20 protein-coding genes and 1 pseudogene are annotated in these 15,624 nt (G+C 68.3%); 15 read left to right on the top strand and 6 right to left on the bottom strand.

Translation table 11 applies throughout. The annotated features are described in order from the left end of the window. Window positions 1-252: 252 nt before the first annotated feature. The 5 genes from OHA25_RS44810 (at window position 253) to OHA25_RS44790 (ending at window position 4,536) form a co-directional block, all read left to right on the top strand. Entirely contained in the window at window positions 253-1,251 is a 999-nt protein-coding gene (locus OHA25_RS44810) for a helix-turn-helix domain-containing protein (protein WP_327582988.1), read from the top strand. A gap of 164 nt (window positions 1,252-1,415) precedes the next feature. Continuing rightward, window positions 1,416-2,027, top strand: coding sequence for a helix-turn-helix domain-containing protein (locus OHA25_RS44805; RefSeq protein ID WP_327582987.1), 612 nt, complete (start codon window positions 1,416-1,418; stop codon window positions 2,025-2,027). Between the two features lie 149 nt (window positions 2,028-2,176). Continuing rightward, window positions 2,177-2,710 carry a 2,4'-dihydroxyacetophenone dioxygenase family protein gene (locus OHA25_RS44800; protein ID WP_305923767.1) on the top strand — a complete coding sequence of 178 codons (534 nt, stop codon included), beginning with the start codon at window positions 2,177-2,179 and terminating at the stop codon, window positions 2,708-2,710. Between the two features lie 13 nt (window positions 2,711-2,723). Beyond that, the gene (locus OHA25_RS44795) at window positions 2,724-3,806 is read left to right on the top strand and encodes a 2,3-butanediol dehydrogenase (protein ID WP_327582986.1); all 1,083 of its coding nucleotides are present in this window, start codon (window positions 2,724-2,726) and stop codon (window positions 3,804-3,806) included. After that, window positions 3,790-4,536 (top strand): SDR family NAD(P)-dependent oxidoreductase, encoded by a 747-nt coding sequence (locus OHA25_RS44790; RefSeq protein WP_327582985.1) that lies wholly within the window; start codon window positions 3,790-3,792, stop codon window positions 4,534-4,536. The genes OHA25_RS44795 and OHA25_RS44790 overlap by 17 nt, the downstream gene beginning before the upstream one ends. Window positions 4,537-4,556: 20 nt before the next feature. Here OHA25_RS44790 and OHA25_RS44785 read toward each other — a convergent pair whose 3' ends face one another. Further along, a complete protein-coding gene (locus OHA25_RS44785) occupies window positions 4,557-5,093 on the bottom strand; it encodes a MarR family winged helix-turn-helix transcriptional regulator (protein ID WP_327582984.1) in 537 nt (178 codons plus the stop codon). A 104-nt stretch (window positions 5,094-5,197) separates the two neighbouring features. Between OHA25_RS44785 and OHA25_RS44780 the strand changes: the two genes are divergently transcribed. From OHA25_RS44780 to OHA25_RS44745, 8 genes and pseudogenes are all read left to right on the top strand, one after another. Beyond that, window positions 5,198-6,160: an MBL fold metallo-hydrolase gene (locus tag OHA25_RS44780; RefSeq protein ID WP_327582983.1), complete on the top strand. Its 963-nt coding sequence runs from the start codon at window positions 5,198-5,200 to the stop codon at window positions 6,158-6,160. Then, window positions 6,160-7,812, top strand: coding sequence for an FAD-dependent monooxygenase (locus OHA25_RS44775; RefSeq protein ID WP_327582982.1), 1,653 nt, complete (start codon window positions 6,160-6,162; stop codon window positions 7,810-7,812). Before OHA25_RS44780 ends, OHA25_RS44775 begins: the two co-directional genes overlap by 1 nt. Then, window positions 7,787-8,986, top strand: a pseudogene (locus OHA25_RS44770) (homogentisate 1,2-dioxygenase). Before OHA25_RS44775 ends, OHA25_RS44770 begins: the two are co-directional and overlap by 26 nt. Further along, window positions 8,983-9,291, top strand: coding sequence for a hypothetical protein (locus OHA25_RS44765; protein ID WP_327582981.1), 309 nt, complete (start codon window positions 8,983-8,985; stop codon window positions 9,289-9,291). The pseudogene OHA25_RS44770 and the gene OHA25_RS44765 overlap by 4 nt, the downstream one beginning before the upstream one ends. After that, the gene (locus OHA25_RS44760) at window positions 9,291-9,791 is read left to right on the top strand and encodes a hypothetical protein (RefSeq protein WP_327582980.1); all 501 of its coding nucleotides are present in this window, start codon (window positions 9,291-9,293) and stop codon (window positions 9,789-9,791) included. The genes OHA25_RS44765 and OHA25_RS44760 overlap by 1 nt, the downstream gene beginning before the upstream one ends. Window positions 9,792-9,847: 56 nt before the next feature. Continuing rightward, on the top strand, window positions 9,848-10,222 hold the full coding sequence (locus OHA25_RS44755) for a hypothetical protein (RefSeq protein WP_327591131.1): 375 nt from the start codon (window positions 9,848-9,850) through the stop codon (window positions 10,220-10,222). A 32-nt stretch (window positions 10,223-10,254) separates the two neighbouring features. Next, window positions 10,255-11,049, top strand: a complete 795-nt coding sequence (locus OHA25_RS44750) for a hypothetical protein (RefSeq protein ID WP_327582979.1) — start codon at window positions 10,255-10,257, stop codon at window positions 11,047-11,049. A gap of 648 nt (window positions 11,050-11,697) precedes the next feature. Further along, window positions 11,698-11,847 (top strand): hypothetical protein, encoded by a 150-nt coding sequence (locus OHA25_RS44745; protein WP_327582978.1) that lies wholly within the window; start codon window positions 11,698-11,700, stop codon window positions 11,845-11,847. Window positions 11,848-12,038: 191 nt separating this feature from the next. Here OHA25_RS44745 and OHA25_RS44740 read toward each other — a convergent pair whose 3' ends face one another. The 3 genes from OHA25_RS44740 to OHA25_RS44735 are packed head-to-tail and all read right to left on the bottom strand — an operon-like array spanning window position 12,039 to window position 13,094. Next, a complete protein-coding gene (locus OHA25_RS44740) occupies window positions 12,039-12,221 on the bottom strand; it encodes a hypothetical protein (protein ID WP_327582977.1) in 183 nt (60 codons plus the stop codon). Window positions 12,222-12,239: 18 nt separating this feature from the next. Continuing rightward, complete coding sequence (locus OHA25_RS61675; protein WP_442942234.1) at window positions 12,240-12,488, bottom strand: hypothetical protein; 249 nt, start codon at window positions 12,486-12,488, stop codon at window positions 12,240-12,242. A gap of 12 nt (window positions 12,489-12,500) precedes the next feature. Next, on the bottom strand, window positions 12,501-13,094 hold the full coding sequence (locus tag OHA25_RS44735) for a carboxymuconolactone decarboxylase family protein (protein ID WP_327582976.1): 594 nt from the start codon (window positions 13,092-13,094) through the stop codon (window positions 12,501-12,503). A 181-nt stretch (window positions 13,095-13,275) separates the two neighbouring features. Here OHA25_RS44735 and OHA25_RS61670 point away from each other — a divergent pair, with 181 nt between their 5' ends. Together OHA25_RS61670 and OHA25_RS44730 are read left to right on the top strand one after the other, a co-directional pair. Continuing rightward, the gene (locus OHA25_RS61670; RefSeq protein ID WP_442941963.1) at window positions 13,276-13,506 is read left to right on the top strand and encodes an aldehyde dehydrogenase family protein; all 231 of its coding nucleotides are present in this window, start codon (window positions 13,276-13,278) and stop codon (window positions 13,504-13,506) included. After that, complete coding sequence (locus OHA25_RS44730) at window positions 13,436-13,990, top strand: aldehyde dehydrogenase family protein (RefSeq protein WP_442941962.1); 555 nt, start codon at window positions 13,436-13,438, stop codon at window positions 13,988-13,990. The genes OHA25_RS61670 and OHA25_RS44730 overlap by 71 nt, the downstream gene beginning before the upstream one ends. On the opposite strand, the gene OHA25_RS44725 is transcribed toward OHA25_RS44730, so the two are convergent. After that, complete coding sequence (locus OHA25_RS44725; RefSeq protein ID WP_327582974.1) at window positions 13,894-14,967, bottom strand: helix-turn-helix domain-containing protein; 1,074 nt, start codon at window positions 14,965-14,967, stop codon at window positions 13,894-13,896. The two genes, OHA25_RS44730 and OHA25_RS44725, sit on opposite strands and share 97 nt — an antisense overlap. Continuing rightward, the gene (locus OHA25_RS61665) at window positions 14,943-15,545 is read right to left on the bottom strand and encodes an IclR family transcriptional regulator (RefSeq protein WP_442942233.1); all 603 of its coding nucleotides are present in this window, start codon (window positions 15,543-15,545) and stop codon (window positions 14,943-14,945) included. Before OHA25_RS61665 ends, OHA25_RS44725 begins: the two co-directional genes overlap by 25 nt. Window positions 15,546-15,624 lie beyond the last annotated feature (79 nt).

Here is a 15,624-nt window from a genome sequence, read left to right as displayed (position 1 = left end):
TGCGACCTTCCGGAGGCGGGACGGACGACGTGTGTGGGACCGCGTCTTGTCGGGGGGCGCTGGTTCGCCGTGGGAGGGCCGTCCGGGCAGTGGGGCGGAACCGTTGATGTCACCAGGCGTTTCCTCGCAGCGCGAGGCTATCGGCTGGCCGGCGGCCGAAGTTTCGTCTTCGTGCACGGAGAGTTTCCTGTCAGCGCACAATTTGCCCCTGAGTGATCCCGCTACCGGGCACTACCCAGGAGGGCGGACGTCATGACGCTGAACATCTCGGTGGGTGCAGGCGCCGATCAATCGCCCGGGAGTGTGCTGCTCACCACGGACTCGGTCGATGGGCGGGACCGCTTCGACTTCTGGCGCGAGGTCGTCTGCCGGCTGTATCTGGGAATGGAGGTACGCCCGCTGGCCACTGTCGATCACTTCTCCGGCCGCGTGACCACGATGACCGCCGGAGCGGTGCAGCTCGCCAGGGTCAGGGCCCGGCCCACGCCGCATGTGGGCGCTCGTGCCCGCGCCACCATCGCCCGCGATGACGCACCCTATTTCTTGATCGGTGTGACCCTTGCCGGCACCGGCACGCTCGTTCAGGACGACCGAACGGCCGTCGTGCGCGCCGGCGACTTCGCGATGTACGACAGCACCCGTCCGTGCGTTCTGCAGGTCGAGGGCGACCTCGAGATGCTCACCCTGCACATTCCGCACATGACGATGTTGGCAGTACTGCCCGGGGCTTCTGCCTTCACCGCCACCGCGATCAACGGACGGGATGGCAGCGCCGCCCTGATCTATCCGCTGCTCAAGAACCTCTCGGCCACGGCGGACACCGCCTCACCAGTGGTCCAGCGGCATTACGCGACCGCCGCTGTTGAGCTCATCGCGGCGTCGCTCGCGGAGATCGCCTCGCTGCCCACAGGCGCTCCGCTGCGCGCGGCTACCCTCGCGCGGGCACAACAGTACATCGAACAGAATCTGTGGGATCCCGATTTGTCCCCGGCGGCTGTCGCCCGCGCCGTCTTCGTCTCGCCGCGCCACCTGCAAGCCCTCTTTCACGAGCAGCAGACATCCGTTGCCCGATACGTGATGAAGCGGCGTCTCGACCGCGCTCACCACGACCTCGCCGACCCTCGCCTGGCACACCTGTCGGTCGCTGACATCGCCACACAGCTCGGATTCCGGCGTCCATCTCATTTCGCCTACGTGTTCAGGACGCGGTTCGGCCTCAGCCCGCGCGAACATCGATACAGCGGCCGGTAGAAACCCAGGCGCCTGACTCCGGTCGGCGACACCGCCGAACGAGACATCCCGACAACGTGACCATGGCAGGGGGTGGTAGCTCTTCGTCGCCGTATCGAGGCCCAAGTGGCAGGTAGGGTCCTAGTGTTCGGCGGCGACGCGCTGCCGGGAAAGGAGTGGGCTGGATGACCAGCGCCGCCACGTCGGCAGATCCGGACGCCGCCGACGCCGCCGCCCTTGGCGGTCGGATCCGGGAATTGCGCAAGAGGGCGGGACTGACCCTGGACAGCGTCGCCGACGCCGCGCAGATCTCGGCCAGCCTGCTCTCCCGGGTTGAGCGCGGTGTCGCGCAGCCGTCGCTGCCCACGCTGCGCACCATCGCCCGTGCCCTCGGTGTGCCGATCGCGGCGCTGTTCGAGGGCGAGGACCGGTCAACCGCGAACGAACATGACGCGGCCGGGCGGCGGCTCGTCGTGCGGCACGCCGACCGGCGCCGGCTCAAGGTGCCCGACTCGCGTATCGAGTACGAACTCATGATTCCCGACCTGGACGGCGCGGTCGAGGTGATCTGGGGGTCGATACCACCGGGCGGCGGGGCCACCCTTCCCTCCTCGCACCCCGGCGAGGAGGTCGTCGTCGCGTTCACCGGGCACGTCGCCGTCGTGGTCGACGACGAGGAGTTCCTGTTGGCGGCGGGCGACACGATCCGTTTCGACCGGAGTCGCCCGCATCGTCTGCACAACCCCCGGGCGACAGTCGCGGAGTTCATGCTCATTGTGGCGCCACCATCACGTTAGATTGCGTCCGAGCAGGTACTGAAGCGTCATGCAATACTCCCTTGCATGTCATGCATGTCGGCCCTAGCCTGTGACCATGCGGCTTCCGACCCTCATGTGTGGTCGAGGGCTCCGCGTCAACGTCGCGAGCTAGCAAAGGAGCTGGCAGCATGCCTGAAACGCCCAATTCGGAGTTTTGGAAAACCCTCAAGCCGATCGAGAATTCGCAGAAGCCGGATGCGCTGCCGGAGGTCTACCTCTCCAAGGTCGCCACCGATGACGACCGCTACTACGTGCCTTTCACCGAGACCGTCGGGTCACGGCCGCTGTGGATCAACGTCAAGGACAACAGCTGGGCTGACATCCTGCGCGCGAAGGAGGCTGGGCTGGTCAACCGGCATTACCACCCGCATGAGGTGTTCGCCTACACCATCTCCGGCAAGTGGGGCTACCTGGAGCGGCCCTGGACGGCGAGCGCCGGCGACTTCGTCTACGAAGCCCCGGGCGAGGGTCACACGCTGGTTGCCTACGACAGCGGCGAGCCGATGAAAACCTTCTTCATCGTCAAGGGTCCGCTCGCCTGGCTGGACGAGAACGGCGACGTCACCGGGATCTTCGACGTCCACGACTACATCGCGATGTGCCGGGAGCACTACGACAAGGTGGGCATCGGCGCCGACTACGTCAACTCGCTCTTCCGCTGATGGGAAAGGCAGCGTGACGAGGGCCGCCGTCTGGTACGGAGCGCGCGATGTCCGCGTCGTCGATGTGGAGTCCCGGGCCACCGGCCCCGGGGAGGTCGCGATCGCGGTGGCATACTGCGGCATCTGCGGTAGCGACCTGCATGAGTACGCTGACGGACCGCATGCCATCCCGGTGCACGAACCGCATCCCGAGTCGCGGACGACCGCGCCGATCATCGTCGGCCACGAATTTTGCGGCACGGTGGTCGAAGTCGGGTCCGGCGTGTCCGGGTTCGCGCCGGGCGACCGGGTCGCGGTGGAGCCACACTACCGCTGCGGCGCGTGTCCCCGATGCCGGAACGGTGAGTACAACATCTGCCGGCACTTCGGCTTCGCCGGTCTCATGGGCGACGGCGGGATGGCCGAACGGGCCGTCGTTCCCGCCTACATGCTGCACCGCCTACCCGACACGGTCTCACTGGAGCAGGCGGCAGTGTTCGAGCCGGCTGCCGTGGCCCTGCACGCCTGGCGGCGGGCGGGCTTCCGCCCGGGCGAGACACTCGCCGTGATCGGCCTCGGCCCGATCGGGCTTCTCATCGTGATGCTGGCCGTGCGGCACGGCGCGGGCCGCATCATCGCGGCCGACCTCTCCCCGGCCCGGCTCGAGATCGCCCACGCCCTGGGTGCAACGGACCTCGTGCCCGCCGAAGATCGGGCTGCCGTGGCTGACCTGATCAGGCAGGCCGCCGACGGTGAGGGCGTGGACGTGGCTTTCGAAGTCGTCGGCTCCGAGGAGACGCTGCGCACCTGCATGCACGCGACGCGGAGCGGCGGCCGGGTCATGCTGGTCGGCCTGGCCGGGACGGTCAGCATCGATGCGTTCGCGATGGTCAACAAGGAGCAGTCGATCATCACCAGCGTGGGTTATCGCGACGTCTACCCCGACCTGATCCGGTTGGTGGAGAAGGGGATGGACCTCACCGCGATCGTCACCGCCACCATCGCCTTGGAGGACGTCGTGCACGACGGATTCGAAGCCCTGCTGCGCGGCAGCGACCAGATCAAGATCCTTGTTCGACCAAGTGGAGGAAGGCAAGCACATGACCACGGCGGATAGGGCAGGGTTCAACAGCGACCAGTTCGCCGGGCACCCGGTGTTCGTCACCGGCGGCACGTCGGGGATCGGCGCCGCGACGGCGATGCTGTTCGCCGAACTCGGCGCCGACGTCACGGCTCTCGGCCTCGCCCCCCGGGTCGCCGGCGAGCGACCGGTGCATCCGCGGGTACGGGTGATCGAGCACGACGTCCGCGACCACGACGGCCTGGCGCGGCTGATCTCGGTCGAACCGCAGATCGGTGTCCTGGTCAACTGCGCGGGCGTCAGCCACGACCGCAGGGAGTACGACCTGGACCCCTGGCGCGTGGTGCTGGACGTCAACCTCACCGCCACCATGGTCGCCAGCGAAGCGGCGCGCCCGGGTCTCGCGAGGGCCGGCGGCTGCGTCGTCAACGTGTCCTCGATGTTCGCCTTCTTCGGCAGCAGGGATCGGCCGGCGTACAGCGCGAGCAAGGGGGGCGTCTCGCAACTGACCCGGTCGCTCGCCGCGGAGTACGCCCCGGAAGGCATCCGGGTGAATGCCGTTGCGCCGGGGTTCGTGGAGACACAGCTGGCCCGCGGCCTGCTCGACGATCCGCAGGCCGCCGCGGAACTGCTGCTGCGCATCCCGCTGGGACGGTACGGAAAGCCCCGGGATGTTGCTCAGGTGATCGCGTTTCTGTGCTCGCCTGCCGCGTCGTACATCTGCGGGGCGGTCTTGCCCGTGGATGGCGGCTATCTCTGCGTTTGATTGCGGCCATCAAGTTGCGGTCAGTGCCTGCGTTTCGTGGTCGCCGTGGTCGCTCCGGCCATGAGCTTTTCCAGCAGGCCCACCAACGTGACGTGTTCAGCCTCGGTGAGGGTGGCGGCCCAGGCCTGCTCCCGCTGGTTGTGTGCCCGGAAGGCATCGGTGATGGCGTCACGTCCGGCCGGGGTCAGGGTCAGCGTGATGGCGCGCCCGTCGTGATCGGCCCGCCGGCGGGATGCCAGACCGGCTCGTTCGAGGGTGTTGGCCAGCGCCGAGACGGCAGCACGGCTCATGCCGGACAATTCGGCGACGCGCTTGGCCTCCATCGGCCCGGCGAGCCAGAGCACGAACAGCACCCGGAAGCCGGCCCAGCTGAACCCGCGCGGCCGGTGTACCGACGACTCCAGGTCGTAGACGAGGGCGTTGGTCACCCTGTGCAGGGTGAGCACGAGACGCATCGCATCCGAGTCGATCTCGGGCAGTTCCCGCCTGGTGTGGTCGATCGCGAAGTCGATGAACCCCAGGTAGTCCAGTTCTTCCGGCAGGGCGGCGCCACTCATGTGGCCAAGACTATGGCCTGTCTTCTCCAGGGCTTCCCTGCCAACGCGGTTTGGCGTAGCGTCCAGGAAATAGTAAAACCTTTGACTAGACTAGGAGCTGTGTCATGGCGCAGAAGCCCTTCGCCTCGTCCGCCGATCTCGCCGACAAACAGCAGACCCTCGAGGTGTTGGCCGACGGGGTCTATGCGCTGACGGCGGAGGGCGATCCGAACGTCGGGGCGATCGAAGGCGAGGATTTTCTGGTCTGCTTCGAGGCGCTCGCCACTCCGGTGGCCGCCCGGGAATGGCTCGCCTTGCTCCGTCAGCACACTGACAAACCGGTCAAGTTTCTCGTGTTGTCGCACTACCATGCGGTGCGGGTGCTCGGTGCCAGCGCCTTCGACGCCGAGGTGATCGTGGCGCACGAGCGGACACGCGAGTTGATCGCCGAACGCGGCAAGCAGGACTGGGAGTCGGAATACGGCCGGATGCCCCGACTGTTCAAGGATCCCGCCTCGATTCCGGGATTGACTTGGCCCACTGCCACGTTCGCGGATCGGTTCACCATCGATCTCGGCGGCGATCGGGGTGATCTGGTGCTGCAGTACTGCGGGCGCGGGCACACCGAGGGCGACATCGTGGCGTGGCTGCCCCGACAGCGGATCCTCTTCGCCGGTGACCTGGTGGAGGCGCACGCGGCGTTGTACACCGGCGACGCGTTCCACCGGGACTGGTTGACCGGGACGCTGGACGCGGTCGCCGCCTTCGGCGCCGAGACACTCGTCGGCGGGCGCGGCGCGGTGGCGTCCGGGCGAGACGCGGTGGACGCGGCGATCGGGCAGACCCGGCACTTCCTGCAGGTGATGCTGCGTGAAGTCGGCGCCGTGCGGCAGCGAGGTGGCACGGTGAAGGAGGCGTTCGAGGCGACTCACGCCGCCCTCGTCGATCAGTACGGCGGCTGGCCCATCTTCGAACACTGCCTGCCGTTCGACGTGTCCCGGCTCTGGGACGAGATGTCCGGCATCGAACGGCCGCGCATCTGGACCGGGGAACGCGACCGCGCCGTGTGGCAGGAATTGCAGGACTGATGAACGGCCACACGCCTGACGCCCGCGACGGACGCGGCCCGTCGCCGGTGGTGGTAATCGGCAACGGCCCGGTGGGCCAGACTGCCGCGCTGCTGCTGGCGCGGTGGGCTGTCCCGGTTATCCTGCTCGATCAGCGGCCGCACCGCGACCCGGTCGGTTCCAAGGCGATCGTGCAGCAGCGCGACGTCCTCGACGTGTGGGACGCCGTTGGCGCCGGCCGCAGCATCGCCGACGAGGGGCTCACCTGGACCGTGGCGCGCACCTTCTACCGCGACCAGGAACTGTTCAACTACACCTTCGCTGACCCGGGCCGATCTGTGTTTCCGCCGTTTGTGAACATCTCACAGACGCGTACCGAGGAAGTCCTTGACCAGCGGATCGCGGCCGAACCGCTCATCGACGTGTGCTGGGACCACCACGTGACCGGCATCGCCCAAGACGAGCAGGGCGTCACGCTGCACTGTGGGAACCGTGCGGTGCAGGCGTCTTACGTGGTCGCATGCGCCGGAGCCCGCGGCGACGACATACGGCGCATGCTCGGCGTCAGGTTCGACGGGCGCTCCTTCGACGACCGGTTCCTGATCTGCGACATCCGCACCGACCTGCCCGGCTGGGCCAACGAGCGCCGGTTCTATTTCGACCCGCCGTGGAACCCCGGACGGCAGGTCCTCATCCACCCCTGTCCGGACAGTACGTTCCGCATCGACTGGCAGGTCCCGGCCGGCGAGGACGGTGCCGTCGGCGTGGACCCAGGCGGCCGGGACGCGCGGATCCGAGCCATCATCGGTGATCGGCCCTACGAGCTGGTGTGGAGCTCGGTGTACCGCTTCCACTCTAGGATCGTGGACCGGATGCGGGTCGGGCGGGTGCTGCTCGCCGGCGATCTGGCCCACCTGGTCTCCCCGTTCGGCGCCCGCGGACTCAACTCCGGCGTACAGGACGCGGAGAACGCCGCCTGGAAGCTGGCGTTCGTCCTCAACGGCTGGGCCGACGAGTCGCTGCTCGACAGCTACCACGCCGAACGGCACGCCGCCGCCCGCGAGAACCTGGACGTCACCGACGCCACCATGCGCTTCCTCGTACCCGGCACCGAGGCCGAGCACCAGCACCGCCTGGCCGTCCTGGAGGCGGCCGGCACCGACGCGGGCGCCCGCGCTGCCGTCGACTCCGGCCGGCTCGCGGAACCCTTCTGGTACGTCGACTCGCCGCTGACCACGCCGAACCCGAGCCATCCGTTCACCGGACGCCCACCGCGCGGCGCCGTGCCGCCGGCCGGCCCTGGCATCCTCGTGCCCGACGCGCCGATCGCGATCGGCGGGCGTCCCACCCGGATACGGCAGATCGCCCGCGACGGATTCCTGCTGCTGGCCGGCGAGCGGGTGGACGCCGACGCCGTCCACGCCGCCGCGCAGCGCGCAACCTCGGCACCGGTGCGGGTCGAGCGCATCACCGACATCGACCACGACAGTGAGCTCGCCACCGTCCTGGCGGCCCATCCCGACGAGCTGTGGATCATCCGGCCGGACGCACATGTCGCCGCGGTACTCACTGATCCGGGCCCGGCCGCTGTCGGCACGGCGCTGCGGCGTGCGACCGCCGCTCCCACCACGACCGAGGAGCGTGACCATGGCGTACTACCGGCTGATCGGTGACGTCCCACCGAAGCGCCACACCCAGCACCGTCGCCCCGATGGTGGCCTCTACTACGAGGAACTGATGGGCGAGGAGGGCTTCTCCAGCGACTCGTCGCTGCTCTACCACCGGCACCTGCCCTCGGCCATCGTCGACGCGACGCCGTGGGAGCTGCCGGAGCTGGCCACCGACGCAAACCATCCGCTGCGACCGCGGCACCTGCGGCTGCACCAACTGTTTCCCGGGGAGGAATGGAAACGCCGCGACGCGGTGACCGGGCGGCGCCTGGTGCTCGGCAACGTCGACGTGCGCATCTCGTACGTGGTCGCGGGCGAGCCGTCGCCGCTGTACCGCAACGCCATCGGCGACGAGTGCATCTACCTGGAGTCGGGAGAGGCCACAGTCGAGACCACCTTCCGCGAGCTGCACGCCCGTCAAGGCGACTACGTGTTGCTTCCCCGCGCCACCACCCACCGATGGGTACCCACGGGCGGCACCCCCTACGGGCGTACGCCATCGAGGCGAACAGCCACATCACCGCGCCCCGCCGCTACCTGTCCCGTCACGGTCAGCTGCTCGAACACGCCCTGTACTGCGAACGAGACCTGCACGGGCCGGTCGAGCCGCTGCTTGCCGACGGCGACGACGTCGAGGTGCTGGTCAAGCACCGCGGGAGGGCAGGCGCCATCGCCGGCACCCGGTTCGTCTACCCGCACCACCCGTTCGACGTGGTCGGCTGGGACGGCTGCCTCTACCCGTACACGTTCAACATCGCCGATTTCGAACCCATCACCGGCCGGGTGCATCAACCGCCACCCGCGCATCAAGTGTTCGAGGGCGCCAACTTCGTCGTCTGCAACTTCGTGCCCCGCAAGGTGGACTACCACCCCCTGGCCATTCCGGTGCCGTACTACCACTCCAACGTCGGCAGCGACGAGGTGATGTTCTACTGCGGCGGCGACTACGAGGCACGCAAAGGCTCCGGCATCCGGGCAGGGCTCGATCTCGCTGCACCCGGGCGGCCACTCGCACGGCCCGCAGCCCGGCGCGTACGAGCGCAGCATCGGCGCCGAGTTCTTCGACGAACTGGCCGTCATGGTCGACACTTTCCGCCCGCTCGAACTCGGCGAAGGCGGCCAGGCCTGCGAGGACCCCGGTTACGCGTGGACCTGGGCCGGTCGGGGGCCGTCATGAGAGCCCTGTTCGACACGCTGTTCAACGACGCGGCACTGTTCCCGCCCGGCAACGCGCTCATGCGCGAGGCGGTCCCGGTGCACTCGGCCTACCGCGCCGCCTGGTACGCCGACCTGGTCGGACCGTTCATCTGCCCGGACAACCGGCTCGCCGAGCTCGCCGACTGCGACGGCCGGGTGCCGGTCAGCGTCATCGTCACCGGCGGACCGACAACCTTCGGCGACGCCTCCGGGAGGTCCCCGCGGGCCAGCTCGCCGCCGTCGAGATCCCCGTCCGCCACGACACACCCTGCGCCGCAGAGGTGATGTCCGCACTCCCCACCGGGATACCGGCCTACGTGGAGGTGCCGTGGGGCGCGGCCCAGTCGGCCGTCCTCGACGCGCTCGCCGGCACCGGCGCGCACGCGAAGTTGCGTACCGGCGGCACCACGGCAGACGCCTTTCCCACGGAGTCGGAACTCGCCGCCGCGATCGCCGGATGCCTCGACCGCGATCTGGCGTTTAAATGCACTGCCGGGCTTCACCACGCCGTGCGCCACTCTGCCGCCGATACCGGTTTCGAGCACCACGGTTTCCTCAACGTCCTCCTCGCCACGGCCGCACTACTTGACGGCGCGGACACCACACGAGCCGCTGAGGTACTCGCCGATCGCTCCGCCGACGCCCTCGCCGCAGCGGCCCGGCAGCTCAGCGACCTCCACATCGCGCGGCTACAGAACCGCTTCCGGTCGTTCGGCACCTGTAGCGTCACCGAGCCGCTCACCGACCTCACCGGGCTCGGCCTGCTCGACCCCACGGAAAGGTGAACCTCGCGTGAGCTGGCTGGACCTGCCCCCGAACACCCCCTTCGGCCTGGCGAAACCTGCCGTACGGCATATTCGGCCATCCTCTCGGCGGCCGGCACGTGGGCGTGCCGATCGGCGATCACGTGCTCGACCTGACCACCGCGGCCGCGCGGCTCGACCTGCCGTATGCCGGGCTGGTGGCCGGGCTGGTACTCAACCCGCTGCTCGCCGCCGGACCAACCGTGTGGCGCGACGTACGCGACCGCATCACCGCCTGGCTCAGCGATCCGCGCTACGCCGACCTCATCCGCCCACACCTGATCTCCGCGTACCCGCCCGCCTCAAGGCCATGGTCGAAGGGCGGGTGTCGCCGTGCCGACTCCGGCCACGGCGGGATCTTCCAGTTCCACGACAAGTTCGCCCCCATCGCCGTGAAGTTCTTCGCGCGATGACCGGCACGCCACGAAATCCAGGGAGACGGGCAATGACTCAGACACCGACCTATGTCAAGAAACCCTTCGCTTCGTCGATTCTGCTGTGGATGCGCACCGATCAGCCCCGTCAGCAAGGGATGGACCACTGGAAGGGCCCGCACTCCAAGATCATCAGTGTGACACCGGGATTCGAGGAGTACCGGCAGATTCACCTGGCCGAGACCAATCCCGGGCTGTGGCCGGCCATCAGCGGAGTGGAGACGGCCATCCCCGCCGATCGCAGGATAGACGGCCTCGCCGAGGTCACCTTCCAGTCGGTCCTCTCTCCGCTCTGGGGCCGGAAGCAGACGAAGCTCGCCTACAAAGATGAAGTGAATGTGTTCCGGCGCACCCTGCTCTATGCGGGACCGCCGAACTCCGCTCGTTGGTACGACGTCGCGGATCCCGGTGAGCGGGCGGAAGCCCGGGCCCTGATCTACCTCAGGAGAAGGCAGGGGGTCGGCACCGGTGCTTTCCGCCGGTTCGTCACCGAGGTGATGGTCGCCGGCCTCGCGAACGCCGGCATGCTGAAGGAACTGCGTACGCAGGTGTTCATGCCCTGGAGCCAAAGGCTCTGGGACACGCCGAACGTGGCCCACGACAACCCCACCGACCAGCGCTTCCACGCCTCAATGATGCTGGGCTTCACTGATGCCGACGCGCTTCGGGCAAGCTTCGCCAGCGATGCTGTCACGAAGTTGTCGCCCGTGCTTCCCTCGTTCGTCTCAGCCGTGCACGCCTACGAAGTGTCTGCGGCGCTCACCTATGTACAGAACGGAAAGATTCTGCCGACCTACCAGAAGTGATCGACCATGCGCGTCGATGTATCCGAACGTCACAAGTCAAGAACGCCCCGAATCAGGCTCGTGGCCCCCGGCTATGCAGCTCCTCGCCCACGCCGTGCGCTGGCGCCTCGACGATCTCGGCAGCGGCGAACGCGACCCGCCACCACCGCGGCCCTTGTCGCCGGTCCGGCGTTCACGGTCCTGAGCTCGAAGTAGACCGCCTCGAGCGGGGTGCTGAGCCCGGCCCTGAGCTGAACGGAGAGTCTCATCGGCGAGAACCTCGTATTCACCCGCCTGAATGGCGTCGCAAACACTGCGCACGAGGTCCGCGAGGCCCGTCTTGGGGTCGGTGGTGTGCGCGGCCATGGAGGTGTCGGACGTAGCCGGTGTGCACCCCGACGACGTGCACGCCGGCGGGAGCGAGTTCCGGGGCGCAGCGAGTTCGTCGCGACCACAGCGCGGCCATGGTGGCACTGTAGACACCCGCGACGGCGTACCAGCTCAGCACGGAGTGGACGCCGATGATCGCCCCCTCCTGCTTGGCTCTGAGCAGAGAGCCTCCGCGTGGCCCTACGCTGCTGCCTGCAAAGCGTCGAGGACGAGTCGGGCGGTGGACTCCGCGGCCTGCCGCGCCTGTTCCGACAGCACGGTGGCATAGGTGGCTGCGCCGTGCCGCAGGTCGTGCGCCGTACCGGGGGCAGCCCGGACGCGGCGACCGGGGCGGTGAAGCGGTGGGTGAGCCAGTCCGGGCGGATGGGCCGGCCGTCGGGTCGGGTGAACACCAGCCCGTCCGGCCGCCACATCGTGCCGAGGTCGTAGAACAGTAGCCGCTCGCGGCGCCGGTGCCGCCGCAGAACCGTGGTGGTGGTGTGGCGAGGGCGATGGTGCGTTGCCCGGCGGCGGTCTTCGGTTCGTCCAGGTACGGTCGGCCGTGGGCGTGGGCGATGTTGTGGTTGACCGTCAGCGTTCCCTCGCCCAGGTCCACGTCGGTCCAGCGCAGCGCGCACAGCTCACCGCGGCGTAGCCCGCACTTCCGGTTCCAAAACGCCCAACGGATCCACCTGCTTCTCGAATCGCGCCAGGAACGCCGTGGTTGCCGGCGCAGTCCGGCCTTGACGATCAGCCATCCTCGCCCACGACGCGTGCGCCGCGATCCGCGCCCGCCGGATCTGCTGCCGCTCGGTCAACGCCATGATCGCCCTCCCCCGTGGTCAAACCCTGTCGCCGATCCGCAGCCGGGCATGAGTCAGCTGCGCCCGCTCCGCCGCCGCGCTCGCCCCATACCGGCGAGGCATGTCATCCGAAGACCACCCGAGGACCAGCATCAGATCCCCGGTGTCACCGCCGGCCGGCTTCCATTCGTGCGCGAAGTTGTGCCGCCACCGGTGCGCATGAACGTTCGCCACCCCGGTGAGCTCACCACACCGCCATAGCATGATCTTGACGCCGTTGGCGGCCAGAGGCGTTTGTCGTTATGACGGCTCCTTGACGCTGCGAAGGTTTGGCAGTGCGGCCGGGTCGGTCAACCAGGGGTCGATCTGCACGCGGGCGGTATTCAGGATGAAACTGAGCAGGGTGTACGTACCGGTCAGAGCAAGCAGTTCCAGGATTTGTTTCTGGTCGTATTGCCTAGCCAGGGCCTGGTATGTCGCTTCGGAAAGGTGGGCGACATCGTGGAGCTCGTCGACCGCTCTGACGAGAACAGCGTCGAACGGGCGCCACTGCGGCGGCGCCGGCTGGTCGGCCACCGTCGCGATCTCCTGTTCGCTCATGCCGGCCGCCAGTCCGCCGGCGTGATGGTGAGCCCACATGTACGGAGTGCGGGTGCGCCACGCGGTTCGCAGGATGACGACCTCTCGATCCCGTGCCGGGAGGACATCGGCTGCGACCTGTTGCAGCAACGGGAAGAACGCCTCCAGCAGCGACGGGTTCACGGCCATGGTACGAAGGATGTTGAGGTCCTCCTGGCCGGTGAACAGGCCCTCGAACAGCCCACTGGTGTCGATGGTGGCGGGCAGTTCAGGCACGGGGAAGATGCGGGGTTCGGCGGACCGGTTGACGGTCATGATGCCCTTCTTCGTGTCTTGTCCGATGCGAAGGCGAAGTCGGTGAGCCAACGGTTACCGTCGATCCGGTAGCGATTGGCTGGTCACCTCGCCACCGACTGAAGAATGGTTTCGCGCAACGCCACTGGGACTTTGTTCGTCGCTGCAGAGGTGCTTGTCTTGCCCTGCACAGCTGCGACGGGTGTGCAGCGTCGGCAGCCTTGAGCTTGGCGGCAAAGCCCCGAGCATCATCACCCGGGACGCCGACCTGGCCAAGGCCGTTCCCGGGAACCTGCAAGGCGCCCTGCTCAACAGCGGGCAGGTGTGTAAGGCGTACACCCCGCTTCTTCGTCCACCGCGGCGTGGCGGACGAGTTCGCCGAGCAGCTCGCCGCGGCTGCCGCAACGTTGAAGATCGGGCCTGGCCTGGCTGAGGACACCGTCATCGGGCCTCTGGTCTCCGCCGAACACCTTGCTCGGGTGCAGGACTACGTCTCATCCGGCCGGTCCGAGGGCGCCCGCCTCGTCGGTGGTGGCAGGCGCCCGGCCGACCTCGGTGACGGGTTCTTCTTCGAGCCGACTGTGTTCACCGACGTCGAGGACGGCATGCGTATCGCACGTGAGGAGATCTTCGGCCCGGTTCTCTCGGTGCTGCCGTACGACAGCGACGAGGAACTGGTCGCGCGCGCCAACGACACCGAGTACGGCCTCGCCGCCTGCGTCTGGACCGACGACCTGTCGACCGCACACAGGCTCGCGGCCCAGATCCACGTGGGCACGGTCTACGTGAACATGTTGCCGTTCCTGGATCCGGCGGCTGTTCACGGCGGTTTCGGCGCGAGCGGCTCCGGCCGTGAATTCGGGCCCGCCGGTATCGAGGAGTTCACCGAGACCAAGGGTGTCTGGATCGGGCTCTGAAGCACGTGATCGTCACCGGATCCGGCGAGGTGCCGGATCCGGTAGGCCCGCGGACTTTCTCCGTAGACGGCGCGGAAGCTTCGGCTGAATCCCGCTGGGTCGAGCATTCCCCAGCGTGCCGCGATCGCGCTCACGTTGAATCGCGCGAGCGAGGGCTCGGCCAGTTCGCGCCGGCAGCCCTCGAGCCGCTGCTCCTTGATCCAGCGGGCGACCGTCGTCCCTTCGGCCTCGAAGTGCCGGTACAGGTAACGGATCGACATGTGGTGAGCCGCGGCGACCAGTTCGGGGGACAGGTCCGGCTGGCTGAGGCGTCGCCGGATCCAGGCCTTGACCACGAGGAGCCGCGAGCGCATCACGCTGTCCGGGTCCGCCGGCGCCAGGTCCAGCCGCTGCCGGTAGAGCGTCTCGATCAGATCCATCGTGTTGCGCATGAGCCGGCTGTCAACGTATGGCTCGTGGGCGAACACGCTGTCGGCCATCCGGGACAGGAATGGCGAGATCAGCCCGCCGAGCCCGTCCCGTCCGTCAATCCTGGTGCAGGTGACCCGGCGCATCGCGTCAATGGGGATGCCGAGGTGCGTGACCGGGAACATCAGGACGAAGCATTGGAATCGCTCTTCACCGTCGGTCGTAATGGTGTACTGCCTGCTCGTGTCGTAGATGGCGAGGTCGCCCGGTTGCAGCCAAGCCTGGCGTTCGTCCTGGCTCAGCTGGGCGCTGCCCCGCAGTTGGAGGACTACCTTGAAGCCGCCGGGGTCGCTGCGTGTGATCGCGCGGCTGGTCCGGGCCACCTGAAGGGCTGTGGTGTCGATCCGCGTCATTTGTAGCCCGCCCACGGTGCGCGAGTTCAGCACGGCGCGGAATCCGTCGGCACGGCCGCGGCACTCGAGCGGGACGAAGGCCGAGGAGACCAGGTCGGCCCAGTCGCCGATCCGGTCGGTGTCGGCCTGGGTCACGGCGATGTCTGCCGTCGACATGTCACCTCCTGGCTTCGTACTTTGTTGGACTCAGGCCCCGGGTGGTGCGGTGAGGAGCTTCCCGATCCGTCCGGCGGCCTCAGTAAGCAAGGGAGCCGGACGCTCATTGACCTCGCTGGGCGCGAACGGGCGGGTGATTGCCACGTTGATCGCGGTGGCCGGGCGGGCCGCCCGGATGGCCACGCCTCCCAGGCCGTGGGCGAGTTCACCGTCGTTGACGGCGTAGCCCGTTTCCGGATCGTCGCGATGGTCGACCGCAGCCGCTTGGGGTCGGTCACCGTCCGCTCGGTTTTGGCGGTGAGGCCGGCCGTGGCCAGGAAGGCGTCGAGCTCGTCGGTTGGCAAGTGCGCAAGCATGACGCGGCCGAGTGAGGTGCAGAACGCCGGGAGCCGGCTTCCGACCTGGAGCCGGATGTCCAGCGGGCCCGGCCCGCGAACCCGGATGACGTAGACGACGTCGTGACCGTCCGGGATCGCCATGTTGACGGTCTCGTTCAGCGTCCCCTGCAGGCCTACGAGCGTGGGCCGGGCCAGCTCACCCAGGTCGAAGCTGCCTATGGCGACTAGTTCGAGCGTCATCGCGCGCGGACCCGGCCGGAATCGACCCCGGCTGGCCTCCTCGAGGGAGCCCGCCTGGAGCAGGCTCTGGCAGAAACGG

The organism is Nonomuraea sp. NBC_00507, assembly GCF_036013525.1.
Taxonomy (GTDB): domain Bacteria; phylum Actinomycetota; class Actinomycetes; order Streptosporangiales; family Streptosporangiaceae; genus Nonomuraea.
This window is presented reverse-complemented; position numbering and strand designations above follow the sequence as displayed.